The organism is Variovorax durovernensis, from assembly GCF_977011995.1.
The window spans coordinates 4,192,018-4,218,326 of the sequence record NZ_CDRNCW010000001.1; the positions used below are offsets into that span (position 1 = coordinate 4,192,018).

Below are 26,309 nucleotides of genomic sequence, written 5' to 3' on the forward strand. Positions count from 1 at the left end.
CCCGTCTTCCGGGCGAAGGAAGAGGATCAGGGCGCCAGGCTGAGGCGCTTCACGTCGAGTTCGATCTTGTTGCCGAACCGGTCCTTGTCGAGCTCGCCGGTGATCTCGACGCGCACCTTGTCGTCGATCTTCACGCCGGCGGGGAAATGCTTGGCATCGATCTCGACTTTCATGCGGCCGGTGTCGTCCGCGAAGGTGTAGTGCTCCCCGCCGTCGTGCGAGACGATGAAGCCGCGCAACGTGGCGTGCTGGTCGTCCTTGCCGGTTTCGAGCAGCTGCTTGACGTTCATCGCCGGCACGGTGCTCGGGCCCGCGTACTGGGCAGAGGCGGTAAACGGCAGGGCCAAGGCCAGCGTGAGAACGAGAGCTGATTTATTCATGGCGAGTTCCTCCTTGAACTTCGGGTTGAAAAGCACAAGGAAGATCGTAGCGGGCCGATGAAAGGGCCCACGCGCCAAAGGCGCTTGAGGGCGCGCCCCCGCACTCGCTCAGTCGTAGACGATCTGCGCCTTGCCGGCCTCCGCCTGCGCGGTCCAGCTGGCCAGTGCCGCGTCGGTAGGGAAGAACTTGGCACGCTCGCCCAGTTGCAGCTCGACCTGCGCACCGCCGCGCGCCATCGACAGCCGCACCGGCAGGCCCTGGACCAGGTCTCCGACCTCGGTCTGCTCGGTGCGCGGCGGAAAGTCCTTGATCAGGCGTGCGATGTCGGGCGCTTTGCCGTTTACCGCCACGCGCAGGAACTTGCCGAATCGGCAGCGCGCAGTGGCCAGGTCCCACACCTGCTGCACCTGGAAGCGCGCCTCGAAGCCGCCGCGCGCCGGTTGCAGCCGGCCGCTGACGATGACGAGTTCGTCGTCCTTCAGCGTGTTGCGGTTGGCGTTGATGGTCGCCTCGTCGGCGGTGGCGTCGATGGCCTCCGACTTGTCGTCGAGCTTGAAGATCGCCAGCCGGCCTCGCTGGCCGTTGATGACACGGAAGTCGCTCACGATGCCGGCAATGACCTGCTGGTCGCGGCTGTCGAGCAGGTCGCCGATCTCGCGCTTGCAGAAGCGCCGCACCTCGTGCGAGACCTCGTCGAACAGGTGGCCCGACAGGTAGAAGCCGACGGCCGTCTTCTCGAGCGTCAGGCGCTCCTTCACGCCCCACGGCGTGGCGTCGACCAGGTCGGGCTCTGCCGTGGCCGAGCCGTGTTCGCAGTCGCCGAAGATGTCGACCTGCGAAGCATTGGCCGCGGTCGCGCTGGCGAACTCGAAGGCCCGGTCGACCGAAGCGATCAGCGACGCGCGGTTCTGCTGGATGGAGTCGAAGGCGCCGGCCTTGATGAGCGCTTCCACCGTGCGCTTGTTGATGCGCTGGCGGTCGATGCGCACGCAGAAGTCGAACAGGCTCTTGAACGGGCCGCCCTCTTCGCGCGCCCGCACCACGGCCTCGACCGCGAGCTGGCCTGTGCCCTTGACCGCCCCCAGCCCGTAGCGAATGACGCGGTCGGTCACGGGCTCGAAGCGGTAGTTGCCGCGGTTCACGTCCGGCGGCTCGAAGGTGATGCCGAAGTTCTTCTGGGCGTCTTCAAACAGCAGCTTGAGCTTGTCCGTGTCGTCCATTTCCACGGTCATGTTGGCGCAGAAGAACTCGGCCGTGTAGTGGACCTTGAGCCAGCCCGTGTGGTACGCCAGCAGCGAGTAGGCGGCGGCGTGCGACTTGTTGAAGCCGTAGCCCGCGAACTTCTCCATCAAGTCGAAGATTTCGTCGGCCTTGTCCTGGACGATGCCGTGCGTGGCAAGCGCACCGGCGCGGAACTTCTCGCGGTGCTCGGCCATTTCCTCGAGCTTCTTCTTGCCCATGGCGCGGCGCAGCAAGTCGGCGCCGCCGAGCGAGTAGCCGCCCAGGATCTGCGCGGTCTGCATCACCTGCTCCTGGTAGACCATGATCCCGTAGGTCTCGGAGAGCATCTCGGCCACGGCCGGGTGCGGGTACTCGACCTCTTCGCGGCCGTGCTTGCGCGCCACGAAGCTGGGAATCAGGTCCATCGGGCCCGGGCGGTAGAGCGCGTTCAGCGCGATCAGGTCTTCCAGCCGCGTGGGGCGCGCATCTTTCAGCATGCCCTGCATGCCGCGAGATTCGAACTGGAACACCGCTTCCGTCTTGCCTTCGGAGAACAGCCGGTAAGTGGCCGCATCGTTCAGCGGGATGTTCTCGAACGCGAAGTTCTCCTGGCCCTTGTGGCGCTTCATGATGAACTCGCGCGCAATCTCCAGGATGGTGAGCGTGGCAAGGCCCAGGAAGTCGAACTTCACGAGGCCGATGGCTTCGACGTCGTCCTTGTCGTACTGGCTCACGGCAGATTCGCTGCCCGGCTGCTGGTAGAGCGGGCAGAAGTCGGTGAGCTTGCCCGGCGCAATCAGCACGCCCCCGGCGTGCATGCCGATGTTGCGGGTCATGCCTTCGAGCTTCTGCGCGAGCTCGACCAGCATGCGGACTTCTTCTTCCTTCTCGATGCGCTCCGCGAGCTGCGGCTCCATCTCGATGGCGTAGTTGTTCTTGTCGCCCTCGATCTTCTTCTCGGGCGGGTACTGCAGCGTGACCGACATGCCGGGCTTGTTCGGGATCAGCTTGCTGATGCCATCGCAGAACATGTAGCTCATGTCCAGCACGCGGCCCACGTCGCGGATGGCCGCGCGCGCGGCCATGGTGCCGAAGGTGGCGATCTGGCTCACGGCGTTGCGGCCGTACTTGTCCTTCACGTAGTCGATCACGCGGTCGCGGTTGCCCTGGCAGAAGTCGATGTCGAAGTCGGGCATCGAGACGCGCTCGGGGTTCAGGAAACGTTCGAACAGCAGCTTGTATTCGAGCGGGTCGAGGTCGGTGATCTTCAGCGCATAGGCCACCAGCGAGCCGGCACCCGAGCCCCGGCCCGGTCCCACCGGGCAGCCGTTTTCCTTGGCCCACTTGATGAAGTCGCCCACGATCAGGAAGTAGCCCGGGAAGCCCATGTTCAGGATCGTGTTGATCTCGAACTCGAGCCGCTCGACGTAGCGGGGGCGCTCGGCATTGCGCTTGGCCTCGTCGGGGTAGAGGTGCTTCAGGCGCGCCTCGAGCCCCTCGAACGACTCCTGGCGGAAGAACTCGCCGATCGGCATGCGCACGCCGTCGCTGATGAAAGGCGTGGGAAAGTCCGGCAGCTGCGGCTTGCCCAGCACCAGCGTCAGGTTGCAGCGCTTGGCGATCTCGACCGTGTTGGCCAGCGCGCTCGGCACATCGGCAAACAGGCCCTGCATCTCGGCGGTCGACTTGAAGTACTGCTCTTCGGTGAAGCGGCGAACGCGGCGCGGGTTGCCCAGAATCTCGCCTTCGGAAATGCACACGCGCGCTTCGTGCGCCTCGTAGTCTTCGCGGGCCGCGAACTGCACCGGGTGCGTGGCCACCACTGGCAGACGCAGCCGCGCCGCGAGTTGCACGGCGGCAATGACGTGCGGCTCGTCTTCGGGACGGCCGGCGCGCTGCAGTTCGATGTAGAAGCGATGCGGAAAAATCCCCGCCAGTTGCAGCGCCAGTTCGGCGGCGCGCTCGCCCTGCCCCTGCAGCAACGGCTGGCCCAGCGGCCCGGCCTGCGCGCCCGACAGCGCGATCAGCCCGCCCGCCAGTTCCTGTACCCATTCCAGCTTGCAGGCCGCCTGCGACTGGCCGCGCGCCACGTTCTGCGTCCAGGCACGCGCCAGCAGCTCGGAGAGGTTCAGATAACCTTCCATGTTCTGCACCAGCAGCACGATGCGGGTCAGCGCACCTGGCTCCTTGCCCAGCCCGTCGATGAAGATCTCGGCGCCAATGACCGGCTTGACGCCCTTGCCCCGCCCCTGCTTGTAGAACTTGACCGCGCCGAACAGGTTGTTCAGGTCGGTGATGGCCAGTGCGGGCTGCTTGTCGGCAGCCGCGGCCTTGATGACTTCATCGATTCGGTTGGTGCCGTCGACGACGGAAAACTCGGTGTGCAGGCGCAGGTGAACAAACATCCAGCCATTGTAGAAAGCACCGCATTCACCATGTGAGTTGGGGTTCCCTACAATCCCGCCCCGTGCAAGAGATTTTGAATATCGCGGCCTACAAGTTCGTGGCCATCGACGACAGCCCCGTGCTGCGTGAAGACCTGCGCGCCCGCGCCCAGGCCCTGGACCTCATGGGCACCATCCTGCTGGCGCCGGAGGGTATCAACCTGTTTCTGGCGGGTTCGGCAGACGGCGTCCGGGCTTTTCTGGCCCATCTGCGTGCCGATGCCCGCTTCGCCGACCTCGAGGCCAAGGAGAGCTGGTCAGCATCGCAGCCCTTTCGCCGCATGCTGGTGAAGCTCAAGCGCGAGATCATCCGCATGGACCACCCGGCCATACAGCCCGCCGCCGGCCGCGCACCCGGCGTGGACGCACCCACGCTCAAGCGCTGGCTCGACCAGGGCCATGACGACGAGGGCCGCGAAATCGCCCTGCTCGACACCCGCAACGGCTTCGAAGTGGACGAAGGCACCTTCGACGGCGCGATCGACTGGCGCATCACCAAGTTCACCGAATTCCCGCCCGCCCTGAAGGAGCACCGCGCCGACTTCGCCGGCAAGACTGTGGTGAGCTTCTGCACCGGCGGCATCCGCTGCGAGAAGGCGGCCATCCTGATGCGCGAGGAAGGCATCGAGAACGTGCTGCAGCTCGAAGGCGGCATCCTCAAATACTTCGAGCAGGTCGGCGGCGCGCACTACCACGGCGACTGCTTCGTATTCGACGGCCGGCGCGCGCTGGCGCCCGACCTGAGCGCCCGCGCGGCCGACGCAAGTGCACGCGCGGCGGAAGACGTCGACCTGAACCTCGGCCTGAAGACCTGAACCACCGGCAGCTTTCCATGCGCATCCTCCTGGTCGAAGACGAACTGGACATGGCCTCCTGGCTGATCCGCGCATTGACCCAGAGCGGCTTCGTCGCCGACCACGCGCCCGACGCGCGCACCGCCGAAGCCTTCATGGCCGGCACCGAATACGACGCCATCGTGCTGGACCTGCGCCTGCCCGACAAGCACGGCCTGACCGTGCTGGCCGACATGCGCAATGCCGACGACCGCACCCCGGTGCTGATCCTCACCGCGCAGGGCGCCCTGCAGGACCGCGTGCGCGGCCTGAACCTGGGCGCCGACGACTTCCTCTCCAAGCCTTTCGAGCTGGTCGAGCTGGAGGCCCGCCTGTCGGCGCTGGTGCGGCGCAGCCGCGGCAAGCAGCACCCGCGCCTGCAGTGCGCTTCTCTCTCCTACGACAGCCAGAGCCATGCCTTCACGCTGCGCGGCACGCTGCTGTCGCTCACGCCGCGCGAGCAGGCGGCGCTGACCGCGCTGCTGATGCGCAGCGGCTCGCCGGTCGGCAAGTCGCAGCTCTTTGCCAAGGTGTTCACCAACGACAGCACCGCCGGCCCGGACGCCATCGAAGTGGTGCTGCACCGGCTGCGGCGCAAGCTGGCGGACAGCGACGTGCGCATCGTCACCGTGCGTGGCCTGGGCTACATGCTCGAAGGCATTGCCGATGGATCCGCAGCCTCGGCCGCCAACCCCATCGCCGGCGACTGAGCCGCAGCGCTTCGGCATCCGCACGCGGCTGCTGGCGCTGTTGCTGCCGGGGATGGTCACGCTGCTGGCGCTGGACAGCTGGAACGACTACCGCGCGCTGACCGACTCGCTGGTGGCCGCCTACGACCAGAGCCTGCTTGAACCCGTGCAGGCACTGGCCAACGGCATCGTGGTCGCGAGCGACGGCAGCGTGCGCGTGCAGGAGCCCTTCTCGATCCAGGCGATGTTCGAGTCGACGCACCTGCGCTACAAGTACCTGCACGTTGGCGTGCAGCGCATTCCGAAGGGCGGCACGCTCGACGTGAACTCGCCCGAGACCACGCTCATGGGCGTGCCCGGCCTGCCCCGGCCCGCCGCCCGCCCCGCCGACGGCGTGCCGGTGTTCTACGACGCTTTGCACGAGCAACACCGCGTGCGCGTGGCCGCGCTGCGCCAGACGGTGTACGACCACGTCCACCCCGGCGTGGCGTACAGCGTGCTGATACAGGCGGCCGAGGGCATCGGGCCGCGCACCGAGGCCCAGTCGGAGTCGCTGCGCCAGGAGCTGCTGCGCGACACCCGCATGGTGCTGGTGATGGCGCTGCTGGTGTGGCTGGGCGTGGCCTGGACCCTGCGCCCGCTGGAGCGCCTGCGCCGCTCGCTGCGCGAGCGTTCGCGCGACGACCTGAAGCCGCTCGACGCCAACGGCGTGCCCAAGGAAGTGGTGCCGCTGGTCGACGCGGTCAACCACCACATCGCGAGCCACCGGCGCATGGTGGAAGAGCAATCGCAGTTCTTGGCAGATGCCTCGCACCAGCTGCGCACGCCGCTGAGCATCCTGTCCATCCAGGCCGGCTACGCGGTGCGCGAGACCGACCCCGCGCGCATGCGCGAGTCGCTGCATGCCATCGTCGCGCAGCTGGCGCGCACGCGTCGCCTCAGCGAACAGCTGCTCGCGCTGGCCCATGCCACCACCGAAGGCGAAGCCGCCCGGGCCGAACCCGCGGTGGTCGACCTCAACGCCATCGCGCGCGGCGTCGTGCTCGAGTACCTGCCGCTCGCGCGCGAGAACGACCAGGACCTGGGCTGGGTCGATGCGCGCAGCGATACCGTCGCCGCCGACGAGGAAGGCGAAGACGACGACACGCCCGTGCTGCCGGTGCTCGCCAACGCGGCGGAGCTTCATGAGGTGCTCGCGAACCTCGTGCACAACGCACTCAAGTACACGCCGCGCGGCGGCAACATCACCGTGACCGTGCGGCGCGATGCTTCGTCTGCGCTGGCGGAGGTGTGGGACAACGGCCCCGGCATCGCGCCCGAGCGGCGCGAGAGCGTGTTCGAGCGCTTTCACCGCGACCCGGCCGTGGATGCGGGCGCGGCACACGGCGCGGGCCTCGGCCTGACCATTGCGCGCGGCTATGCGCGGCGAAACGGCGGCGAGATCGAACTCGACAGCGCGGGCATGCCAGAGAGCAACACCGGCGGCGGACTGCGCGCCACGCTGAGGCTGCCGCTGCACCTCGCCTGAGGCCTGTTTTTGCTAGGGTTTCACCGGATACGCCGGTACGTGATTACACGTATTTTGAGGCTCCACAGGCCGCTTGCGCCCCACCCGAAAGGGGATTGAAAGCCTCGATTCCTAGACTGCCCTCCTTCCAAATCGAAGGAGACTTATGCAGCACCAGCTCGGTGAAGATCCGGCCTCGCACGCGCCCCGGCCCGCTTCCAGATTCAAGAAAGACTACTACGGCGGCGCCCTGCTGATCGTCATCGGACTGGCCGCGGTTTACGCCGGCGTCGGCTACCGCGTGGGCGAGCTCGCGCACATGGGACCGGGCTTCTTCCCGGTGGCGCTGGGCGCGCTGCTTGCACTCACGGGGCTGCTCATCGCGGTGTCCGCGCGCGGCGACAAGCCCGTATCCGAAGAGGCCGTCTCGCACGGCCATCCAGGCGGCATGCCCGACATCCGCGGCGGCGTCTGCATCATCCTGGGCATCCTCGCGTTCCTGCTGTTCGGCGAGTACGGCGGCCTGCTGCCGGCGACCTTCGCCATCGTGTTCATCTCGGCGCTCGGCGACCGCGACAACACGCTGACCGAAGCAGTGCTGCTTTCGCTCGCGATGTCGTTCATCGCGGTGGTCGTCTTCTGGTGGGCGCTCAAGCTGCAGCTCCCCCTGTTCCAGTGGGGAGGCTGAGATCATGATCGGTCAATCGCTACATGACCTGTGGTTCGGCTTCGGCGTTGCCTTCCAGGGCTCGAACCTGCTGTGGTCCTTCTTCGGCGTGCTGGTGGGCAACCTGATCGGCGTGCTGCCGGGCATGGGCGCGCTGCAGGCCATCTCGATCCTGCTGCCGCTCACCTACGTGATGCACCCGGTGCCCGCCATCCTGATGCTGGCCGGTATCTTCTACGGCTCGCAGTACGGCGGTGCCATCGGCGCCATCCTGATGAACATGCCGTCCCACCCGCCGCATGCGGTGACCTGCCTGGACGGGTACCCCATGACCAAGCAGGGCAAGGGGGGCGTCGCGCTCGGGGTGACGATGATCGCCTCGTTCTTCGCGGCGTCGGTCGGCATCATCGTGATGATCTTCGCCTCGCCGCTGCTGGTGCAGATCGCGTTCAAGTTCGGCCCGACCGAGATCTTCTCGATCATGCTGCTGGGCCTGCTGGCCGGCTCCACCATGTCGCGCGGCTCGCCGCTCAAGGGCGTGGCCATGACGCTGTTCGGCCTGCTGTGCGGCGTGGTCGGCACCGACGTGAACAGCGGCAGCTTCCGCTTCGCGTTCGGCCTGCCTGAACTGAGCGACGGCCTGGAACTGGTGGCGATCTCGATGGGCCTGTTCGGCGTGGCCGACTTCCTGCTCAACGTGAACCGCATGAAGGCCATCGGCGACACCGGCACGCTCAAGCTCAGCGACATGCGCCCGAGCAAGGAAGAGCTCAAGCGCGCCTTCCCCGCGATGATCCGCGGCACCATCGTCGGCACGGTGTTCGGCGCCATGCCCGGCACGGGCCCGACCATCACCACCTTCATCGCCTACGCGCTGGAGCGCAAGGTGTCGAAAACGCCGAACAAGTTCGGCACCGGCATGATCGAAGGCGTGGCAGGCCCCGAGGCCTCTGCGCACTCGAAGACGCAGGTCGACTTCATCCCGACGATGAGCCTGGGCATTCCGGGCGATGCGGTGATGGCGCTGATCCTGGGTGCGCTGCTGATCCAGGGCATCCAGCCCGGCCCGCAGCTCATCACCGAGCATCCGGACATCTTCTGGGGCCTGATCGCCTCGTTCTGGATCGGCAACGTGATCCTCGTCATTCTGAACGTGCCGATGATCGGTGTGTGGGTGAAGCTGCTGAAGGTGCCCTACAAGTACCTGTTCCCTGCCGCGATGTTCTTCATTGCGACGGGCGTGTACAGCACGCAGAACAGCCTGTTCCAGATCTGGGAAGTGCTGGTTTTCGGCATCGTCGGCGCGGTGCTGATGACGCTGGAGTTCTCGGTCGCGCCGATTCTGCTGGGCTTCGTGCTCGGGCCGATGGTGGAAGAGAACTTCCGCCGCGCCCTGCTGCTCTCGCGCGGCGACCTGTCGGTGTTCGTGACCCGTCCGATCAGCGGCACCTTCATCGGCCTGTGCGCACTGCTGCTGCTGGGCGTGGGCTACTCGGCATGGCGCGGTCGCGGTGGCCGCAAGGCAATGATGGACCTGCCCAAGCCGCCTGAAGGCGCTCCGCCCGCGGAGGCTGCCTCGATGGGCGGCGGCGGCAAGTAAGCCGACCCTGCTTTCCGTTCCATCAAGAAGAAGGCCCGCTGATGCGGGCCTTCTTCATTTTCAAGCGGGTCTGTCTCAGACAGGTGTAGTGCCGGTGTCCGGCTCGCGCACGCCGAAAGGCTTGCCCGGCAGCGGAATGAACTCGGTTTCTCCGGGCACGTGGCCCATGCGCTGCGCCGCCCAATCGGCACCGGCCTCGAGGATGCGCTCGCGCCGGCTGGAAACGAAATTCCAGGTGATGTAGCGCGGCCCGTCGAGCGGCTCGCCGCCGATCACCATCAGGCGCACGGCGGTGTCGGCCGTCAGCACCGCGCCCTGCCCGGCGGGCAGCACGGCCATGGTGTGCGCGGGCACCAATTCGCCATCGACGCTCGCATCGGCGTCGACCGTGTACACGGCCAGTTCCGGCGCCAGCGCGGGCAGCTCGAAGCGGCCACCGGCCGGCAATGCGATGTCGAGGTAAACGGTCTGCGACAGCGTCTTGACCGGCGAGCGCACGCCGAAGGCTTCGCCCACCAGCACGCGCACATCGACGCCCTGCACCACCGCTTCCGGGATGGCGCCAGCGGGCGTGTGCTCGAAGCTCGGCTCGACCTCTTCATGCGCCTGCGGCAGCGCGGCCCACAGTTGCAGGCCGTGGTTCTCGTAGGTGTCGGCCTTGAGGCGATCGGGCTTGCGCTCGGAGTGCACGATGCCGCGCCCCGCGGTCATCCAGTTGATGGCGCCGGGCAGGATCTCCTGCACGCTGCCCAGGCTGTCGCGATGCATCATCGCGCCCTTGAAGAGATAGGTGACCGTGGAAAGGCCGATGTGCGGATGCGGCCGCACGTCGTGCTCGCTGCCCGGCACTTCGGTAGCGGGGCCGAAGTGGTCGAAGAACACGAACGGCCCGACCGAACGGCGCTGCGCCGCCGGCAGCAGCCGCCTGACCTTGAAGCCACCGCCCAGGTCCTTGTCGTGCGGTCGAAGCAGTTGAGTCTCTGGAATGGCGTCGGTCATCGTGTTCTCCTTGATGAGTGAGTGATCGGCTTCGTTGGTCGCAGCCCATTCGCGGGACACCGCGTAACCGGCTTTGCCGGGCCGCCGGTGTCGCCCCCGGTGAGGGGGTTGGCGAAGCGACACGAAGTGCGCGAAGCCTGGGGGTGGTTTTAACCCCGCGATGTTGCCACCGCCGCGATGCGCTCGCCGAATGCGCGGGCGGTGTCGAAATCGCCCTTGAGCATTTCGCCGGGGCTGGCGTCGGAGGGCGATTGCGTCAGCAGGCCGCCGTAGCCGCCCACGTAGTTCATCGAGTCGCGCGTGGCGGCCTTGTTGTTGGTCGGCAGGATGCCCATGCTGACCCAGATGCCGCTGTGCTGCATGGCAAGGGTCCACAGGTAGGTGAGGGTCGTGACCTTGTCGCCGTTCATGGTGGCGCTGTTGGTGAAGCCGGCGAAGAGCTTGTCTTTCCAGCCCTGCGTGTACCAGACCTTGGACGAGGCGTCGGCAAACTTCTTGAACTGCCAGCTCACGCCGCCCATGTAGGTGGGCGAGCCGAAGATGATGGCGTCGGCCGCGGCCAGCGTTTCCCAGCCGCCTTCGGGCAGGTTGCCGTCGGCGTCGATGGCGAGCAGCTGTGCGCCCGCGCCGTCTGCCACGGCTTGCGCCACGCGTTGGGTGTGGCCGTAGCCGGAATGGAAGACGATGACGATGTTTGCCATGAAATTTCTCCGAGGTGAAATGAGTGTGCGTGTTCGTTGTTAGGGGTGTGTGCTCGCCGATTACCAGTGCTCTGGACGGATCACGCTGGCGGGGTGCTCTGCGCAGCGAAATAAAGGAGGAGCCCGAAGGGCGGGGGACATTCGCGGAGCAGAGTACCCCGCCAGCGTGATCGCCCCCCAGCCCTGAAAGAGAAGATTACTTCTTGTCGATGCTGAAACGGCCGGCACCGAATGCTGCGAGCGCAAGCAGGCCGCCGGCGATCGCCATGTTCTTGTTGAAATTGATCTGCTGCATCATCTTCATCGCTTCGGGTGCGGACCAGTACTTGTGGAAGAACAGTGCGGTCACGATGGTGAAGACAGCCATCACGATGGCGGTCCAGCGGGTCTTGAAGCCCAGCAGCAGCGCAATGCCCAGGCCCAATTCCACGATGATCGCGACGACCGCGGCCACTTCGGGCAACGGCAGGCCGGCCGAGGTGATGTAGCCGACGGTGCCGCCGAAGCCCATCAGCTTGCCGAAGCCGGCGGGAATGAACAGGTAGGCGATCAGGACGCGGCCGATCAGGGCCAGCGTGTCTTGTGCCGAATTGGTGGTGGTTGTGGTTGCCATGCTTGAAAAACTCCTCGGTTGTTGAAATTGAAAAAGGGACAGAAAAAAGCCGGGCGGCGGGCGCCCGGCAAAGGGGGATCAGGCGGCCAGGTCGAACACCAGAACTTCGGCGTCCTTGCCGTCGGCCAGCGTCAGCTGCGATTCGCCCTCGAGCATCGCGGCGTCACCGCCTGCAAGCTTCTGGCCGTTCACTTCGAGTTCGCCGCGCACCAGGTGCACATAGCTCTTGCGCGCCGGGTCGAGCGCCAGGCTGGCTTTTTCTTCACCGTCGAGCAGGCCGGCGTACAGGCGTGCGTCGGCATGCACCTTCACCGAGCCGTCGCTGCCGTCGGGCGAAGCCACCAGGCGCAGCTTGCCGCGCTTCTCGGCGTCGCTGAACTGCTTCTGCTCGTAGCCGGGCTCGATGCCGCGCACGTTCGGCTGGATCCAGATCTGCAGGAAGTGCGTGGTCTCGTCGGCCTTGTGGTTGAACTCGCTGTGCATCACGCCGCGGCCCGCGCTCATGCGCTGCACGTCGCCGGGCGGAATGCTTTCCACGTTGCCCATGCTGTCCTTGTGCGCCAGTTCGCCCGACAGCACGTAGCTGATGATCTCCATGTCCTTGTGGCCGTGGGTGCCGAAGCCGGCGCCCGCCGCCACGCGGTCTTCGTTGATCACGCGCAGGTTGCCGAAGCCCATGTGGGCCGGGTCGTAGTAGTTGGCGAAGGAAAAGCTGTGGAACGAGCGCAGCCAGCCATGGTCGGCATAACCGCGTTCCTGTGATTTACGGACTTGCAACATCGTAGAACTCCTTTGGCCCTGCCCCGTGGGGATGCTCGGGCCTTCTTCGTATGCCGCGCCGGATGCGCAGCGGATGTAAAGAACTTTAGGTCCGCACCCCATTCGGAAAGACGCCGTGTTTTGATGGCACCATTCAAATAATTTGATCAATGGAGCCGCCATGCCCAGCCCCCGAGACGTACTGACCCCCGACGCCCTGGCCATGCTCCAGACCGTGGCCGCCACGGGCAGCTTTGCCGCCGCCGCGCGCACGCTGGACCTGGTGCCCAGCGCACTGAGCTACCGGGTGCGCCAGATCGAGGATGCGCTCGACGTGCTGCTGTTCGACCGCAGCGCGCGCCAGGCGCGGCTGACCGAGGCCGGCGCCGAACTGCTGCGCGAGGCCGACCGGCTGCTCAAGGAAATCGACGCGGTGGCCAACCGCGTGAAGCGCGTGGCCACCGGCTGGGAGCCGATGCTGACCATTGCTGTCGACAGCGTGATCGCGCGCGACCCGTTGCTCGACCTGGCCACCGCCTTCTTCGCGCTCGAGCCGCCCACGCGGCTCAAGCTGCGCGACGAGACGCTGCTGGGAACCATCGAGGCGCTGACCAGCGGCGAAGCCGACCTGGCGATCGGCGCGGTGCTCGACGCGGCGAGCCTGGCTTTCACCGCTACCGGCATCCGCAGCCGGTTGATCGGCGAGCTGCGTTTCGTCTACGCCGTGGCGCCGCACCATCCGCTCGCACGCCTGCCACAGCCACTCAGCGACGCCGTGATGCGCGGGTACCGCGCGGTGGCCGCTGCCGACTCCACGCGCCACGGCACGCCGATGACGGTCAACCTCGTGGGCGGGCAGGACGTGCTGACGGTCCCGAGCATGCAGGCCAAGATCGCCGCGCAATTGCACGGGCTGGGCGGCGGCTTTCTTCCCGAGCCGATGGCGCGGCCGTACATCGAGGCGGGGCACCTGGTCGAGTTGAAGACCGAGCGCACGCAGCCGCTGGGCTCCCTGCATTGCGCATGGCGCGTGCGCAGCGCGGGCAAGCCAGGGCGCGCGCTCGAATGGTGGCTCGCGCAGTTCGAGCATGAAGGCACGCGGCGCGCATTGCTCGAACGGCACCGCGGTCGATGAGCATGACCCGGATTCGCGCCGACGCGCTAAGGGTGTGCCCTCAGGCAAAGCCCCCGCCGGACCGATGTAGAGTGCAGACACATCCAACCGCCTCCCATCCAGAAGAAAAGAGTCCGTCATGACCTCTCGCGCAACTGCAAAACCCGCCGACCGCCACCGAACCCCGGCCACCCCGCGCCCCTCGCCCCCGTCACGGCACTACGCCGTCGTCGGCGCCGGCATCGCCGGGGTGGCTTGCGCCCGAACGCTGGTGCAGGCCGGCCACAAGGTCACGCTGTTCGAACGCGGGGCCACGGCCGGCGGCCGCATGGCCAGCGTCGACACCGCCTTCGGCCGCTTCGACAGCGGCGCCCAGTACTTCACCGTGCGCGACCCGCGCTTCGCGCTGGCCCTCGAAAACACGCCCGGCGTCTGCAAGCGCTGGAGCGCCAACCTCGTGCGCGTGCTCGACGCCCACGGCCGAGTGGCCGAAGCCGCCCTGCCCTCGCTCGAATCGCACTGGGTGGCACAGCCCGGCATGGACGCGCTGGTAGCCCACTGGGCCAAGCCGCTGGGCGACAGCCTCATCACCGGCACGCAGGTCACGCAGATCGAGCCCGATGCGCTCGACCCCAAGCGCTGGCAGCTGCGTACCGCGGGCGCCGACGACTCCCTTCACGTCTATTCCGGTTTCGACGCCGTGCTGCTCGCCGTGCCGCCTTCGCCCACGCGCGCCTTGCTGGACGGCGACAGGCTTTCGGCCCGGCTCGCCGCCAAGGTCGAACCGGTACGCATCGCCCCCTGCTGGACGCTGATGATTGCCTACCCCCAGGCCAACCAGCCCAACATGTCGCACCTCGGCCCGCAATGGAACGCGGCGCGCAGCACCCACCACCGCGTGGCATGGCTGGCGCGCGAATCGTCCAAGCCCGGCCGCGAGCCGGTCGAGCGCTGGACGCTGCAGGCCAGCGCCACCTGGTCGCAGGAGCACCTGCGCGACACGCCCGCGCGCGTCGAAGCCAAGCTGCTGCGCGCCTTCGCCGAGATCACCGGCATCCATGCCACGCCCGCGCACGCCCAGGCCCTGTGCTGGAACGAAGCGCAGACGCAAGTGCCCGTGGGCACCACGCACCTCTGGGACGCCAAGGCCCGCATCGGCGTGGCCGGCGACTGGTGCATCGGCCATCGCGTGGAAGACGCCTTCCTCTCGGGCCTGTCGCTCGCGCTCGCCGTCATCTGAACGGGAGATGAGGGAGACCGGCCGCTTCGCGCCCTCGCCCACCGGCCCGCTGCACGCGGGCTCGCTGGTGGCCGCGCTTGCCAGCTGGCTCGACGTGCGCGCGCGCGGGCCGCAGGCGCGCTGGCTGGTGCGCATCGAGGATGCCGACACCGAGCGCTGCCTGCCCGGCATGGGCGAGCGCATCCTCCAGCAACTCGCCGACTGCGCCCTGCTGCCCGACGAGCCCCCGGTATGGCAGACACAGCGCACCGCGCACTACGAGGCTGCGCTGGCGCGGCTGAAAGATCGCGGGCTGGCCTACCCCTGCGGCTGCTCGCGCAAGGACATCGACGAGGCGCTCGCGCGGCTCGGCCAGCGGCATGAACGGCACGGCGAGCGGGTCTACCCCGGCACCTGTCGCGACGGCCTGCACGGCAAGCCGGCGCGCGCCTGGCGCTTTGCCACCGAGAAATTCGAAGCAAGCCAGCCGCCCGGCGAACTCTGCTTCACCGACCGCCGCCTGGGCCGCCAGTGCCAGGACGTCAGCCGAGAGGTCGGCGACTTCGTGCTGCGACGTGCCGACGGCCCCTGGGCCTATCAGCTCGCCGTGGTGGTCGACGACGCCGAGCAGGGCGTGACCGACGTGGTCCGCGGCGAAGACCTCACCGACAACACCGCGCGCCAGATCCTGCTGCAGCGCGCGCTCGGCTTCCCCACGCCGACCTATTTGCACACGCCGCTGGTGCGCGCCGCCGACGGCGACAAGCTCTCCAAGCAGAACGGCGCCGCCGCCATCGACACCGGCACGCCGGCAGCCGCACTGGCCGCGCTCGACGCCGCCGCGCGCGTGCTCGGCCTGGGGCCCGCCGCGGCCGCAGATTGCACGGCCGCGCTGGCCGCCTGGGTGCCCGAATGGCGCGCTCTCTACAATTCGCGGCCGTAATGAACCTTCCCGACACCGTGCCCAACGACCTCCCGCGCAGCGACGACGCGCCCGCCCCCGACGACGACGCGGACAAGCCGCATCCGCTGCATCGCCGCCTCAAGAGCTTCGTGAAGCGCGGCGGCCGCACCACCGAAGGCCAGGCGCGCGCCTTCTCCGAACTGGGCCCGCTGTACCTGGTGCCCTACAAGCCCGAGCCGCTCGACCTGACGGCGGCCTTCGGCGGCCGCGCCGGCCCCACCGTGCTGGAAATCGGCTTCGGCATGGGCGAGGCCACCGCGCACATCGCGACGGTGCTGCCCGAGACCAACTTCTTCTGCTGCGAAGTGCACGAGCCTGGCGTGGGCGCGCTGCTCAAGCGCATCGGCGAGCAGTCGCTGTCGAACATCCGCATCTGCGCGCACGACGCGGTCGACGTGCTCGACCACATGCTGCAGCCCGGCACGCTGGCCGGCGTGCATGTGTTCTTCCCCGACCCGTGGCACAAGAAGCGGCACAACAAGCGCCGCCTGATCCAGCCCGAATTCGTGACCAAGCTCGCGCAGCACTTGCGCCCCGGCGGCTACATCCATTGCGCCACAGACTGGCAGCCCTATGCCGAGCAGATGCTCGAGGTGCTGTCGGGCGAGCCGCTGCTGCGCAACACGGCCGAGGGCTACGCGCCCAAGCCCGACTACCGCCCGCTCACCAAGTTCGAGAACCGGGGCATCAAGCTGGGCCACGGCGTGTGGGACCTGGTTTTCGAGCGCGCCTAGGGCAAGTCTGGAGCCGGCCCGGGCTTTCCCCCTGGCCTCGAAATTGCTACACTTTTTTACTAACGGTAAAAAGGTGTCACATGAACACATCGCGCAGGGAATGGCTGGGCAAGGCTTGCGGTGCCTTGCTTCTGGGAAGCGGTATCGGCGCCATGCATCCGGCCATGGCGCAATCCACGCGCGCGGCATCGGCCGGCGCACCACGGGTGGTGCTGCTGGGCCAATCGGTGCCGCTCACCGGCGGCGCCTATGAAATCGGCACCGCATTCGCCGCCGGCAGCCGCCTCGCGGTGAGCGATTTCAATGAACGCAACGCCGCAAGCGGCCTGCAGCTGAAGCTGCTGCAGCTCGACGACGGCTATGACGCGGCGCGCGCCACCGCGAACGCACGCACCCTGCTGACCACCAACAAGGCCGACATGCTGTTCGGCTTCGTCGGCACCGCCAGCAGCGAAGCCGGCGCCAATGTGGCCACGCAACAGGGCAGCCTGCTGTTCGCGCCCTTCGCGGCCTCCGACGCGCTGCGCGGCGCCGACCACCCCAACGTGTTCCACGTGCGCCCCGGCATGATCGACGAGGCACTGAAGATCGTGCGCCAGTGCGCCACCGTGGGGCAGACCCGTGTCGCGCTGGTGGGCGACGACGACGCCATGGGCCGCGCCGGCCTCGCGGCCGTGCAGCAGGCCGCGAGCGAACTCAAGCTGCCGCCGCTGGTGGCGACCGCGCTGGTACCGGCCGACGGCGACAAGCTCGACGCCGCGCTGAAGACCGTGCAGCAGCAGTCGCCGCAGGCCATCGTGCTGGTGTCGCTCTCGGGCACCACGGCCAACGCCATCCGCAAGCTGCGCAAGAGCGGCTACACGGGCAACTTCATGGCCTTCTCGATCGTCGGCATCGACCCGCTCTACGCCACGCTGGGCAAGGACATCGGCGGCATCGTCATCTCGCAGGTGGTGCCCTCGCCGCGGCCGTCGGCCATCCCGATCGTCAAGGAGTACCTGGCGGCGGTCGACAACTCCGACCAGACCGCGTCGTACGAAGGACTCGAGGGCTTCATCGCGGCCAAGGCCGCCGGCGAAGCGGTACGGCGCGCGGGCAAGGGATTCAACACCGCGAGCCTGCAGCGCGTGATGACCGGCATGACCGACTACGACGTCGGCGGCTTCCGCATCAACCTGCGGCCCGGCCTGCGCGACAACGTGCGCAGCATCGACCTCATCAGCATTTCATCGGACGGCCGCGTGCTGCGCTGAGGCGCGGCCGCACATCGAACGGCATTTCAGCCGGTGCGCACCAGCGCCTGCAGCGCATCGAGCGACAGCAGTTCGATGCGCCCGTAGCCCAGCGCAACCACGCCTTCCGCAGCCAGCGCATTGAGTTCCTTCGACAGCGTCTGGCGCGTCACGCCGAGCATCATCGCCAGCGCCTCCTGCGGCAGCGCCACGTTGCTGCGCGTGTGCGGCGACTGCGTGGCGTCGCCGCGCGCCAGCACCAGCAGCCGGTGCGCCACGCGGGCGCGCAGGCTGCGAAGCGTGGCGTCTTCGGCCAGCCCGTAGAGCATGCGCACGCGCGCGGCCAGCATCGCTGCGATGGCGTTGGCGAACACGCCGTCGCGCATCAGCTGCACGAAGGCCTCGGGCGGCACCACCAGCAGGTCGAGCGCTTCGAGCGCGGTGGCGTCGTGCGTGCGCGGCGAGCCGTCGATCAGCGTGATCTCGCCGAACCAGTTGCCCGGCTCCAGCACCGCGAGGATGGCCTCGCGCCCGTCCTGGCGCAGCGATGAAATCTTGATGCTGCCGGCCACCAGCCCGTAGAAGCCGCCACCCGCTGCGTTGATGGTGTCGCCCTGGCGGAACACCATTGCGCCGCGCCGCACATGCAGCAGTTCGGCCGCACCCACCAGCGCCTCGCGCTGCGCGCGCGGAATGCTGGTGAACCACGGATTGCCTTCCAGCGCCGCGCGGTGCGGGGGTGAAAGTCGGGTCTTGGGGGCAGCGGCCATGGGCAGGAAGCCGCGCGAGGCGGGGGTTTACCAGAACGCCGCATTGTCAAATTCTTGACAGTTCAGCGTCAAGCACGGGCATACAGTGGCCGCTACCCCCAAGAACGGAGACTCCCACGATGAACGCACGCGCAAGTTTCAAGAGCATGCAGGAAAGCACGCGCGAAGACTGGCAACTGATCGGCGGCGAATTCATGCAGTTCACGGGCGGCCTGCCCGCACGCGTGATCAAACACCTGCAGATTCTCGAAGGCGACTACGGCGGCTTTCCGGTCGACCGCTACACCCATTCGCTGCAGACCGCCACGCGCGCCCTGCGCGACGGCCGCGACGAGGAATACGTGGTGTGCGCGCTGCTGCACGACATCGGCGACACGCTGGGCAGCTTCAACCACCCCGACATTGCCGCCGCCATCCTGAAGCCCTTCGTGAGCGAGGCCAACCACTGGATGGTTCAGAACCACGGCATCTTCCAGGGCCACTACTTCTTCCACCACATCGGCCTTGATCGCAACATGCGCGACAACTTCAAGGACCATCCGCACTACGAGCGCACGGCCGAGTTCTGCGCGCTCTACGACAACCCCGCCTTCGACCCCAAGGCCGAAACGCTGCCCATCGGCGAATTCGAGCCCATGCTGCGCCGCGTGATGGCGCAGCCGAAGCAGAGCATCTACAAGGCCGCGCTGACCGAACCCGCGGCCGCCTGACCCCACCTCCAGGACACAACCCCATGAACGCCTTCTCCCAACCCGAAATCCAGAAGCTCGTCTCCGCCGAGGAGTGGCAGCTTCGCGTCGACCTTGCCGCCTGCTACCGCCTGGTGGCGCTCTACGGCTGGAGCGACCTGGTCTTCACGCACATCAGCGCGCGCATTCCGGGCCCCGAGCATCACTTCCTGATCAACCCCTACGGCCTGATGTTCGACGAGATCACCGCATCGAGCCTGGTCAAGGTCGACCAGCAGTGCAACAAGATCATCGACTCGCCCTACCCCGTGAATCCGGCGGGCTTCGTGATCCACAGCGCGGTGCATGCGGCGCGCGAAGACATCCAGTGCGTGCTGCACACCCACACCAAGGCCGGCATTGCCGTGAGCGCGCAGAAGAACGGCGTGCTGCCCATCAGCCAGCAGTCGACCTTCGTGCTGGCATCGCTGGCCTATCACGACTACGAAGGCGTGGCCTTCCGCGACGACGAGAAGCCGCGCCTGCAGGCCGACATGGGCAATGCCAACTTCCTCATGCTGCGCAACCACGGCCTGCTGACCTGCGGCAAGACCATTGCCGACGCCTTTCTGTCGATGTACACCTTCGAGAACACCTGCCAGATCCAGATTGCGGCGCAGTCGGGCGGCAGCGAACTCACGCACGTGAACCCGAAGATCGTCGAAGGCGTGGGCCAGGCCATGAAGGTGCAGACCGGCGGCCTGGGCGGCTCGTTCGTCTGGCCCTCGCTCATTCGCAAGCTGGACCGCATCGACGACAGCTACAAGCAATAAGCCACGCCGGTCACCGGTTTCCACGGCTGCCACCGCCTGCGCGACGGGTGTTGGCGGCCATTTTTTTGGCGCGCCGCGGGGCCTGAAGCAGCGCGCATCCATTTCTGCCAGGGCGCCTGCCGCTATCTGCAGAATAGACGCCCATGCAAGTCCGATCCCCGCGCCCCTCGGCGCTCTCTCTCGTCCCCGCCTGCGCCTTTCTCCTTTCCCTGGCGCTCATTGCCCCATCCGCATCGGCCGCCCCCGATGCGGCGGATGCCGATGCCCGCATCGAGGCGCTCATCGCCCGCATGACGCCGCAGGAAAAAGCCGGGCAGCTCAGCCTGTACGGCCCGGCCGAGATCGACACACCCAACAACCCCCAGGCCGGCTGGCGCAATGCGCAGCAGGAGACAGCCGACGTGCGCGCCGGCCGCCTCACCGGCCTGTTCAACAACGCGGGCCTCGAAGGCAAGCGGCGGCTGCAGCAGATCGCGGTGAAGGAGTCTCGGCTGGGCATTCCGCTGATCTTCGGTGCGGACGTGATCCACGGCTTTCGCACGATGTTCCCGATGCCGCTGGCCGAGGCCTCGAGCTGGGAGCCCGCGCTGGCCGAACGCACGGCACGTGCCGCGGCGGTCGAGGCCACGGCCGACGGTTTCCGCTGGACCTTCGCGCCGATGGTCGACATCGCACGCGATGCACGCTGGGGCCGGGGCCTGGAGGGCGCCGGCGAAGACGTGCTGCTGTCGAAGCGCTTCGCCGCCGCCCGCGTGCGCGGCTTCCAGGGAAGCGATCTTTCGCGCCCCGACGCGATGCTGGCCACGCCCAAGCACTTCGCGGCCTACGGCGCCGCCGAGGGCGGGCTCGACTACAACGTGAGCGACATCTCGGAGCGCACCTTGCGCGAGGTCTACCTGCCGCCGTTCCGCGCGGCCATCGACGCGGGCGCGCTGTCGGTCATGAGCGCCTTCAACGAGATCGGCGGCATCCCCTCCACCGCCAATCACGACCTGCTGACAGGCGTGCTGCGCGACGAATGGAAGTTCAAGGGCTTCGTGGTCTCAGACTACACGGCCGACGAGGAGCTGGTCGAGCACGGCTACGCCGCGAACCCGCGCGAGGCCGCCAAGCAGGCCTTCCTGGCCGGCACCGACGTCAGCATGCAAAGCGGCCTCTACATTCGCTACCTGCCCGACCTCGTGGCCTCGGGCGAAGTGCCGATGGCGCGGCTCGACGAGGCGGTGCGCCGCGTGCTGCACGTCAAGCAGAAGCTCGGCCTGTTCGACGATCCGATGCGCGGCCTCGACGGCCCGCCCGCCTCGCAGCGCGCGGAGAACCCCGAGTTCCTTGCACTGGCCCGCGAGTCCGCGCGCCGCTCCATCGTCATGCTGAAGAACGACCGCATGCTGCTGCCGCTGCCCAAGGCCGGCACGAAGATCGCGCTGATCGGCCCCTTCGCCGAAGGCACTGTCGATCTGATGGGCGCCTGGAGCCTGTTCCCCGGGCAGTCGGCGCCGGTGGGCATCGACCAGGGGCTGCGCGCGGCGCTCGGTGCCAACTCGTCGGTCACCGTGGTGCGCGGCTCGGGCATCGGCACGGCACTGCCCGGCGGCATCGACGCCGCGGTGGCCGCCGCACGCAACGCCGACGTGGTGGTGCTGGCCATCGGCGAGAGCGAGAAGATGTCGGGCGAGGCGCGTTCGCGCAGCGACATCGGCCTGCCGCAGGCGCAGCAAGACCTGGCCGAAGCCGTGGCCGCCACCGGCAAGCCGGTGGTCGTGCTGCTGAGCAATGGCCGCGCGATGGCGCTGAAAGGCGCGGTGCGCAACGCACGCGCCATCCTCGTCACCTGGTTCCTCGGCGTGCAGACGGGCGGTGCCATCGCCGACGTGGTGTTCGGCGACTTCAATCCCTCGGGCAGGCTGCCGGTGAGCTTTCCGCAGACCGCGGGCCAGGTGCCCTACTACTACGCCCACAAGCGCACCGGACGGCCCTCACCCGAGGGCGCGCCGGGCATGTCCTTCAAGAGCCGCTATCTCGACGCGACCCACGAGGCGCTCTACCCCTTCGGCTTCGGCATCGGCTATGCGCCGGTGCGCTACGACGACGTGGAGCTGAGCCAGGACCGCATCACCATGTCGGACACGCTGCGCGTGCGCGCCACCGTCACCAACACCGGGCAACGCGAAGCGGAAGAAGTGGTGCAGCTCTACGTGGCCGAGCGCGCGGCCAGCGTGACGCGGCCAGTGCGCGAGCTCAAGGACTTTCGCAAGCTGAGCATCGCGCCCGGCGCATCGGCGCAAGTCGAATTCACGCTCACCAAAGACGACCTGCAGTTCATCGGCCGGGACATGAAGCCCACGGTCGAGCCCGGCGAGTTCGACCTGTGGGTGGCGCCTTCGGCTGCCGACGGCATCCGCAAGCGCTTCGTTCTCACGCGCGACTGAAGACGGCCGCGCGCAGCTTCATTCCCCGGACGCGCTCGAAGTGTTCGGCAGGTTCGCCGATGCCACCGGCGGTGCCACCTGCGATTCCATGACCTCCGTCGGATGAATGCCGGTGTTGGCGCGGATCGCGTCGGCCTGCACCTGTGCGCGGTCGAGGCCGCTCACGGCCGGCGCGGGCTGCGACTCCATGACCTCGGTGGCGTGCATGCCGTTGTTGGCACGCACGGCATCCGCGGCCACTGCATCGCGCGACTGCGTCGAATGCGACACCTGCGGATAGTCTGGATCGGCAAACCCGTTCGCGTGCGCGAACGAGGCCAGCACCAGCGCGGGCACTGCGGCAATGCACAAAGTAACGGTACGGACTCTCATGTCTGTCTCCTTGATTGATAGCGACGCTTTCACTCTAGGACGCTGCACTTATCGGCCTGTGAGTGGCTGCTTAAGCTGCGGTGAGAGTTCGCTTAGATGGGCATGAGCGGCCGCTTCGCGCCTGGCTCTATATTTGGTCGTTCCCCTACTCGGAAAGCCGCCTCGTGGAAGCAACGGATCCCACAGCCTCTACCACTTCGATTCGCCGAGCCCTGCCCCAGGACGCAAAAGATATCGAGAGGCTCTACAGCGAACTTGTCGACAGTCCCCATGTCTGCGTACTGCCGGAGCGCATCGCCGAACTGGCGACCGACCCGCGGACGGTGTTGCTCGTTCTCGAGAACGGCGGCGTGCTGCGTGCCACGGCATTGCTGAGTTTCTGCGCGGACGTGATGTACAAGGCTCAGCCCTTCGCCGTGGTCGAGAACATCGTCGTCGGCCAGGCGTTTAGAGATCAGGGCTCAGGAACAGCGCTTCTGCGGCACATCGAGAACGAATGCACCGCACGCGACTGCTCGAAGATCATGCTGCTCAGCGCGTCCGAGCGCAGCGAAGCGCACCGCCTCTTCGAGCGATGCGGTTTTGCGGGTTTGAAGAAAAAAGGCTTCGTCAAATACCGGCGAGATTTCCGGAACGGCGGCGAAGCCGGTCCGGACATGGACACAAGCAAGGCATGAATCGAGATCGTCGGCTCCGACGGAGACGCGAATCGATGGACGAACATCCGCGTCGAAGGCGACCTGCTGCACACCGAGCGCAACGGACTCGCCCAGACCTTCACCATCAGAAAGCCCACCCCATGAAAGTCAAGCGCATCGTCGCCAACATCGCAACACCCGCTCCTGCGCGCGCCGCCGTTTTCTACAAGGACGTGCTCGGCCTCGACCTGCTCATGGACCACGGATGGATCCAGACCTACGGCTCGCAAGCGGAAATGGCGGTGCAGCTGAGCTTCGCGTCGGAAGGAGGATCTGACACGCCGGTGCCCGACCTGTCGATAGAGGTGGACGACGTCGACACGGCCTTCGAGCGCATGAAGGCCGCGGGCTTCGCCATCGAATACGGACCGGTCGACGAACCCTGGGGCGTGCGCCGCTTCTACGTGCGCGATCCCTTCGGCAAGCTGGTCAACATCCTCGCGCACGCCTGAGCCACTGCGCAGAGCGGACTCAGTCGAGCCCGTGGAACACGCTGTCGTCCGGCCCGATGTGGGACGGCGGCGTCCACGCTGCGTCGCGCATCGAGCGGTTCACCAGCTTGTCCACGCCCAGCAGCGTGGCGAAGATCGCCATGCGCACCGGGATGCCGTTGTCGGTCTGGCGGAAGATGGCCAGGCGCGGGTCGTTGTTCAGGTCGGTGCTCAGGTCGTGCGAACCCGGCCGGCCGTCGCGCGGCAGCGGGTGCATCACCACCACGTCCTGCTTGCAGGCCGACTCGATCAGCGCGCGATTGATCTCGAAGGCGTTGTCGAAGCCTTCCAGCACCTCGTCGTTCGCGAAACGTTCTTTCTGGATGCGCGTGGCGTAGATGATGTCGGCGCCGGCCAGTGCCTGCGCCGGCGTGGCGGCGGTTTCCACCACGTGGCCGTTGCGGCTCACGGCCTCCACGATGGCGGCCGGCATCGCGAGCGAGGGCGGCGAGATCAGCGTGAACTTCAGGCCCTTGTACAGCGCGAGCAGCTTGATGAGCGAATGCACGGTACGGCCGTATTTCAGGTCGCCGACCATCGCGATGTGCGCCCCGTCGACCAGCTTGCCCAGCCGCGAGAACTCGCGCTGGATGGTGTACAGGTCGAGCAGCGCCTGGCTCGGGTGCTCGCCCGGGCCGTCACCGCCGTTGATGACCGGCACGTTGGTGGCGCGCGCAAACTCGGCGACCGAGCCTTGCTCGGGGTGGCGCACCACCATCGCGTCGACATAGCCGCCGATCACCCGGCTGGTGTCGTAGATCGACTCGCCCTTGGCCATCGACGAGAAGGTGAAGCCGGTGGTGTCGCACACCGAGCCGCCGAGCCGGCAGAAAGCGGCGCCGAAGCTCACGCGGGTGCGCGTGCTGGCCTCGAAGAACAGGTTGGCCAGCACGGCACCTTCGAGCACGCGGCTGACCTTGCGCCGGCGCGCGATGGGCTGCATGACGTCGGCAAGCTGGAACAGTTCGTCGATGGCGTCGCGGTTGAGCTGGTTGACCGACAGCAGGTGATGCGCCCCGCCAGTGGACATTGCCTTGCGCAAGACACCCTCATGTGCGCTTTGCGTATATTTCTCGTGCCGGCCGTCCGAAGCCAGGATTTCGCTGACGAAGCGCCGCGCGACCTCGGGCATGGCCCTGAATTCATTGGATTCGTCGGGCAGGAGCCAGGCGTCCAGCGCCCTCCTCCGGCTGCCGATGCGTTCGGCAAAGGCGTCGCGCGTCATGTTGAGTTGACGCATCGCGTCGCGGAGGAGCACCTGTTGCGGCATGTTGTTCATGGGGCGCAAATATATACTCAATGCGTATATTTTTGAAGCGCTGAAGCAAAAACCTATCGCCGCGTCTTCCTGGCGGGCTTCTTCGGGGCCTGGCGCAGCGTGCGCTGCCGCAGGGTCGCGCCCGAACCGCGCGGCGGGCGTGGCGGCGCCACGTCGTGCTGGCTGGCCCGCAGGGTGAAGTCGCAGGTCTTCACCGCCAGTTCGACGATGCGCGCCAGCGCGGGGCTGGAGTTGTCGCGCCGGTAGACCGCGCTGTAGACCAGCGGCGGCGGCATGGGGTCGGTCCTCACGATGCGCAGCAGACCGCTCTTGATGTCCGGGCGCACATAGTCGAGCGCCTGCTGGCTGATGCCGAAGCCGCTGATCGTCAGTTCGCGCAGCACTGTTGTGCTGTTCGTCAGCATGACCTTCCCGAAGCGGAAGCCGTGTTCCGCGCGCCAGGCTTCGTAGAACCTGTTCTTCGAAGCGCCGGCGGGCTGCTCGATCACCGGGTAGTCGGCAAACTCGTGCGGCTTCAGCGCCCGGTTGGGAATGCCCAGGCGCGGGCTCGCGATCCAGGCCTGGTCGACCTGCCCGACCTTGATCGACTCGAAGGCCTGGCCCCAGAAGATGCCCGGCATGATGGACAGGTCGAGCTTGTTGGCCTCCAGCCGCTCGAACAGCGTGAGCCCCGCGTCGACCACCGGCTCGAGCGTCACCTCTGGGTGCAGCTTCTGCAGCAGCTGTATCAGGCTGGTGAGCCAGGTCATCGCGATCAGCTCAGTCACGCCCACGCGGAAGGTGCCGCGCAGCGTCTTGTCGACGCTGATGTCGTGCTGGATGCGCTGCCAGAGCCGCTGGGCTTCTTCCGCGAGCGGCAGCAGTTCGCGGCCGGCCTGGGCCAGTTCCAGGCCGTGGGAAGTGCGGTGCAGCAAGGGGCCGCCCAATGACTCTTCCAGTTCCGCCAATCGCTTGGAGATGGCCGACTGCGTGGTGTGCAGCTTCACCGCCGCGGCGCTGAAGCTCTGGAGCTTGGCGCTGAAGAGAAAGGCCTCCAGCTGCTTGAAGGTGAAGTTCATGGCTGCGGAATGTACGCCCTCCACTCGCCAGGAA

At 67.3% G+C, this 26,309-nt stretch carries 25 protein-coding genes; 15 read left to right on the plus strand and 10 right to left on the minus strand.

Translation table 11 applies throughout. The annotated features are described in order from the left end of the window. Positions 1-26 precede the first annotated feature (26 nt). Together ACWV14_RS19940 and dnaE are read right to left on the minus strand one after the other, a co-directional pair. On the minus strand, positions 27-380 hold the full coding sequence (locus tag ACWV14_RS19940) for a YgiW/YdeI family stress tolerance OB fold protein (protein WP_454903261.1): 354 nt from the start codon (positions 378-380) through the stop codon (positions 27-29). A gap of 108 nt (positions 381-488) precedes the next feature. Beyond that, positions 489-4,007 carry a DNA polymerase III subunit alpha gene (dnaE, locus tag ACWV14_RS19945; protein ID WP_454903263.1) on the minus strand — a complete coding sequence of 1,173 codons (3,519 nt, stop codon included), beginning with the start codon at positions 4,005-4,007 and terminating at the stop codon, positions 489-491. Positions 4,008-4,069: 62 nt separating this feature from the next. Between dnaE and ACWV14_RS19950 the strand changes: the two genes are divergently transcribed. The 5 genes from ACWV14_RS19950 (at position 4,070) to ACWV14_RS19970 (ending at position 9,342) form a co-directional block, all read left to right on the plus strand. Further along, positions 4,070-4,861, plus strand: a complete 792-nt coding sequence (locus ACWV14_RS19950) for a sulfurtransferase (RefSeq protein WP_454903264.1) — start codon at positions 4,070-4,072, stop codon at positions 4,859-4,861. A 17-nt stretch (positions 4,862-4,878) separates the two neighbouring features. Next, on the plus strand, positions 4,879-5,589 hold the full coding sequence (locus tag ACWV14_RS19955; protein WP_454903265.1) for a response regulator: 711 nt from the start codon (positions 4,879-4,881) through the stop codon (positions 5,587-5,589). Next, positions 5,546-7,096, plus strand: a complete 1,551-nt coding sequence (locus tag ACWV14_RS19960) for a sensor histidine kinase (protein WP_454903266.1) — start codon at positions 5,546-5,548, stop codon at positions 7,094-7,096. Before ACWV14_RS19955 ends, ACWV14_RS19960 begins: the two co-directional genes overlap by 44 nt. Before the next feature lie 145 nt (positions 7,097-7,241). Further along, positions 7,242-7,763 carry a tripartite tricarboxylate transporter TctB family protein gene (locus ACWV14_RS19965; protein WP_454903267.1) on the plus strand — a complete coding sequence of 174 codons (522 nt, stop codon included), beginning with the start codon at positions 7,242-7,244 and terminating at the stop codon, positions 7,761-7,763. Between the two features lie 4 nt (positions 7,764-7,767). Continuing rightward, positions 7,768-9,342 (plus strand): tripartite tricarboxylate transporter permease, encoded by a 1,575-nt coding sequence (locus ACWV14_RS19970; protein ID WP_454903269.1) that lies wholly within the window; start codon positions 7,768-7,770, stop codon positions 9,340-9,342. A gap of 75 nt (positions 9,343-9,417) precedes the next feature. On the opposite strand, the gene ACWV14_RS19975 is transcribed toward ACWV14_RS19970, so the two are convergent. From ACWV14_RS19975 to ACWV14_RS19990, 4 genes are all read right to left on the minus strand, one after another. Further along, complete coding sequence (locus ACWV14_RS19975) at positions 9,418-10,341, minus strand: pirin family protein (protein ID WP_454903271.1); 924 nt, start codon at positions 10,339-10,341, stop codon at positions 9,418-9,420. Between the two features lie 149 nt (positions 10,342-10,490). Next, positions 10,491-11,042 carry a flavodoxin family protein gene (locus tag ACWV14_RS19980; RefSeq protein ID WP_454903273.1) on the minus strand — a complete coding sequence of 184 codons (552 nt, stop codon included), beginning with the start codon at positions 11,040-11,042 and terminating at the stop codon, positions 10,491-10,493. Positions 11,043-11,238: 196 nt separating this feature from the next. Beyond that, on the minus strand, positions 11,239-11,697 hold the full coding sequence (locus tag ACWV14_RS19985; RefSeq protein WP_454906038.1) for a DoxX family protein: 459 nt from the start codon (positions 11,695-11,697) through the stop codon (positions 11,239-11,241). A gap of 36 nt (positions 11,698-11,733) precedes the next feature. Continuing rightward, the gene (locus ACWV14_RS19990; protein WP_081270110.1) at positions 11,734-12,435 is read right to left on the minus strand and encodes a pirin family protein; all 702 of its coding nucleotides are present in this window, start codon (positions 12,433-12,435) and stop codon (positions 11,734-11,736) included. A gap of 160 nt (positions 12,436-12,595) precedes the next feature. Here ACWV14_RS19990 and ACWV14_RS19995 point away from each other — a divergent pair, with 160 nt between their 5' ends. The 5 genes from ACWV14_RS19995 (at position 12,596) to ACWV14_RS20015 (ending at position 17,698) form a co-directional block, all read left to right on the plus strand. After that, a complete protein-coding gene (locus tag ACWV14_RS19995; RefSeq protein WP_454903275.1) occupies positions 12,596-13,549 on the plus strand; it encodes a LysR substrate-binding domain-containing protein in 954 nt (317 codons plus the stop codon). A gap of 118 nt (positions 13,550-13,667) precedes the next feature. After that, the gene (locus ACWV14_RS20000; RefSeq protein WP_454903276.1) at positions 13,668-14,768 is read left to right on the plus strand and encodes an NAD(P)/FAD-dependent oxidoreductase; all 1,101 of its coding nucleotides are present in this window, start codon (positions 13,668-13,670) and stop codon (positions 14,766-14,768) included. 7 nt (positions 14,769-14,775) lie between these two features. Further along, complete coding sequence (gene gluQRS, locus ACWV14_RS20005; RefSeq protein ID WP_454903278.1) at positions 14,776-15,690, plus strand: tRNA glutamyl-Q(34) synthetase GluQRS; 915 nt, start codon at positions 14,776-14,778, stop codon at positions 15,688-15,690. Further along, positions 15,690-16,445, plus strand: a complete 756-nt coding sequence (trmB, locus tag ACWV14_RS20010; protein WP_454903280.1) for a tRNA (guanosine(46)-N7)-methyltransferase TrmB — start codon at positions 15,690-15,692, stop codon at positions 16,443-16,445. The genes gluQRS and trmB overlap by 1 nt, the downstream gene beginning before the upstream one ends. Positions 16,446-16,525: 80 nt before the next feature. Continuing rightward, positions 16,526-17,698, plus strand: coding sequence for an ABC transporter substrate-binding protein (locus ACWV14_RS20015; RefSeq protein WP_454903281.1), 1,173 nt, complete (start codon positions 16,526-16,528; stop codon positions 17,696-17,698). Positions 17,699-17,724: 26 nt separating this feature from the next. On the opposite strand, the gene ACWV14_RS20020 is transcribed toward ACWV14_RS20015, so the two are convergent. Beyond that, positions 17,725-18,447, minus strand: coding sequence for a Crp/Fnr family transcriptional regulator (locus ACWV14_RS20020; RefSeq protein WP_081270117.1), 723 nt, complete (start codon positions 18,445-18,447; stop codon positions 17,725-17,727). 119 nt (positions 18,448-18,566) lie between these two features. Between ACWV14_RS20020 and ACWV14_RS20025 the strand changes: the two genes are divergently transcribed. The 3 genes from ACWV14_RS20025 (at position 18,567) to ACWV14_RS20035 (ending at position 22,377) form a co-directional block, all read left to right on the plus strand. Further along, entirely contained in the window at positions 18,567-19,157 is a 591-nt protein-coding gene (locus tag ACWV14_RS20025) for an HD domain-containing protein (protein ID WP_285411851.1), read from the plus strand. 23 nt (positions 19,158-19,180) lie between these two features. Then, complete coding sequence (locus ACWV14_RS20030; RefSeq protein ID WP_081270119.1) at positions 19,181-19,948, plus strand: class II aldolase/adducin family protein; 768 nt, start codon at positions 19,181-19,183, stop codon at positions 19,946-19,948. 143 nt (positions 19,949-20,091) lie between these two features. Further along, the gene (locus ACWV14_RS20035; RefSeq protein ID WP_454903283.1) at positions 20,092-22,377 is read left to right on the plus strand and encodes a glycoside hydrolase family 3 N-terminal domain-containing protein; all 2,286 of its coding nucleotides are present in this window, start codon (positions 20,092-20,094) and stop codon (positions 22,375-22,377) included. An 18-nt stretch (positions 22,378-22,395) separates the two neighbouring features. Here ACWV14_RS20035 and ACWV14_RS20040 read toward each other — a convergent pair whose 3' ends face one another. Then, a complete protein-coding gene (locus ACWV14_RS20040; RefSeq protein WP_454903284.1) occupies positions 22,396-22,749 on the minus strand; it encodes a hypothetical protein in 354 nt (117 codons plus the stop codon). A 164-nt stretch (positions 22,750-22,913) separates the two neighbouring features. Here ACWV14_RS20040 and ACWV14_RS20045 point away from each other — a divergent pair, with 164 nt between their 5' ends. Further along, positions 22,914-23,426 carry an N-acetyltransferase family protein gene (locus ACWV14_RS20045; RefSeq protein ID WP_454903286.1) on the plus strand — a complete coding sequence of 171 codons (513 nt, stop codon included), beginning with the start codon at positions 22,914-22,916 and terminating at the stop codon, positions 23,424-23,426. 122 nt (positions 23,427-23,548) lie between these two features. Further along, on the plus strand, positions 23,549-23,899 hold the full coding sequence (locus tag ACWV14_RS20050; RefSeq protein WP_454903287.1) for a VOC family protein: 351 nt from the start codon (positions 23,549-23,551) through the stop codon (positions 23,897-23,899). 19 nt (positions 23,900-23,918) lie between these two features. Here ACWV14_RS20050 and ACWV14_RS20055 read toward each other — a convergent pair whose 3' ends face one another. Together ACWV14_RS20055 and ACWV14_RS20060 are read right to left on the minus strand one after the other, a co-directional pair. Beyond that, entirely contained in the window at positions 23,919-25,217 is a 1,299-nt protein-coding gene (locus ACWV14_RS20055) for an aspartate carbamoyltransferase (protein WP_454903288.1), read from the minus strand. Between the two features lie 53 nt (positions 25,218-25,270). Next, the gene (locus ACWV14_RS20060) at positions 25,271-26,275 is read right to left on the minus strand and encodes a LysR family transcriptional regulator (RefSeq protein ID WP_454903289.1); all 1,005 of its coding nucleotides are present in this window, start codon (positions 26,273-26,275) and stop codon (positions 25,271-25,273) included. Between the last annotated feature and the right edge of the window lie 34 nt (positions 26,276-26,309).

Bases quoted from the DNA above. Each gene is read 5' to 3' on its own strand.
- trmB (WP_454903280.1), top strand. From the start codon at position 15,690: ATGAACCTTCCCGACACCGTGCCCAACGACCTCCCGCGCAGCGACGAC.
- gluQRS (WP_454903278.1), top strand. From the start codon at position 14,776: ATGAGGGAGACCGGCCGCTTCGCGCCCTCGCCCACCGGCCCGCTGCAC.
- dnaE (WP_454903263.1), bottom strand. From the start codon at position 4,007: ATGTTTGTTCACCTGCGCCTGCACACCGAGTTTTCCGTCGTCGACGGC.
- ACWV14_RS20035 (WP_454903283.1), top strand. From the start codon at position 20,092: ATGCAAGTCCGATCCCCGCGCCCCTCGGCGCTCTCTCTCGTCCCCGCC.
- ACWV14_RS19960 (WP_454903266.1), top strand. From the start codon at position 5,546: ATGGATCCGCAGCCTCGGCCGCCAACCCCATCGCCGGCGACTGAGCCG.
- ACWV14_RS19970 (WP_454903269.1), top strand. From the start codon at position 7,768: ATGATCGGTCAATCGCTACATGACCTGTGGTTCGGCTTCGGCGTTGCC.
- ACWV14_RS19955 (WP_454903265.1), top strand. From the start codon at position 4,879: ATGCGCATCCTCCTGGTCGAAGACGAACTGGACATGGCCTCCTGGCTG.
- ACWV14_RS20060 (WP_454903289.1), bottom strand. From the start codon at position 26,275: ATGAACTTCACCTTCAAGCAGCTGGAGGCCTTTCTCTTCAGCGCCAAG.
- ACWV14_RS19965 (WP_454903267.1), top strand. From the start codon at position 7,242: ATGCAGCACCAGCTCGGTGAAGATCCGGCCTCGCACGCGCCCCGGCCC.
- ACWV14_RS20030 (WP_081270119.1), top strand. From the start codon at position 19,181: ATGAACGCCTTCTCCCAACCCGAAATCCAGAAGCTCGTCTCCGCCGAG.
- ACWV14_RS20040 (WP_454903284.1), bottom strand. From the start codon at position 22,749: ATGAGAGTCCGTACCGTTACTTTGTGCATTGCCGCAGTGCCCGCGCTG.
- ACWV14_RS20025 (WP_285411851.1), top strand. From the start codon at position 18,567: ATGAACGCACGCGCAAGTTTCAAGAGCATGCAGGAAAGCACGCGCGAA.
- ACWV14_RS19990 (WP_081270110.1), bottom strand. From the start codon at position 12,435: ATGTTGCAAGTCCGTAAATCACAGGAACGCGGTTATGCCGACCATGGC.
- ACWV14_RS19975 (WP_454903271.1), bottom strand. From the start codon at position 10,341: ATGACCGACGCCATTCCAGAGACTCAACTGCTTCGACCGCACGACAAG.
- ACWV14_RS19980 (WP_454903273.1), bottom strand. From the start codon at position 11,042: ATGGCAAACATCGTCATCGTCTTCCATTCCGGCTACGGCCACACCCAA.
- ACWV14_RS20050 (WP_454903287.1), top strand. From the start codon at position 23,549: ATGAAAGTCAAGCGCATCGTCGCCAACATCGCAACACCCGCTCCTGCG.
- ACWV14_RS19940 (WP_454903261.1), bottom strand. From the start codon at position 380: ATGAATAAATCAGCTCTCGTTCTCACGCTGGCCTTGGCCCTGCCGTTT.
- ACWV14_RS19995 (WP_454903275.1), top strand. From the start codon at position 12,596: ATGCCCAGCCCCCGAGACGTACTGACCCCCGACGCCCTGGCCATGCTC.
- ACWV14_RS20000 (WP_454903276.1), top strand. From the start codon at position 13,668: ATGACCTCTCGCGCAACTGCAAAACCCGCCGACCGCCACCGAACCCCG.
- ACWV14_RS20015 (WP_454903281.1), top strand. From the start codon at position 16,526: ATGAACACATCGCGCAGGGAATGGCTGGGCAAGGCTTGCGGTGCCTTG.
- ACWV14_RS20020 (WP_081270117.1), bottom strand. From the start codon at position 18,447: ATGGCCGCTGCCCCCAAGACCCGACTTTCACCCCCGCACCGCGCGGCG.
- ACWV14_RS20055 (WP_454903288.1), bottom strand. From the start codon at position 25,217: ATGAACAACATGCCGCAACAGGTGCTCCTCCGCGACGCGATGCGTCAA.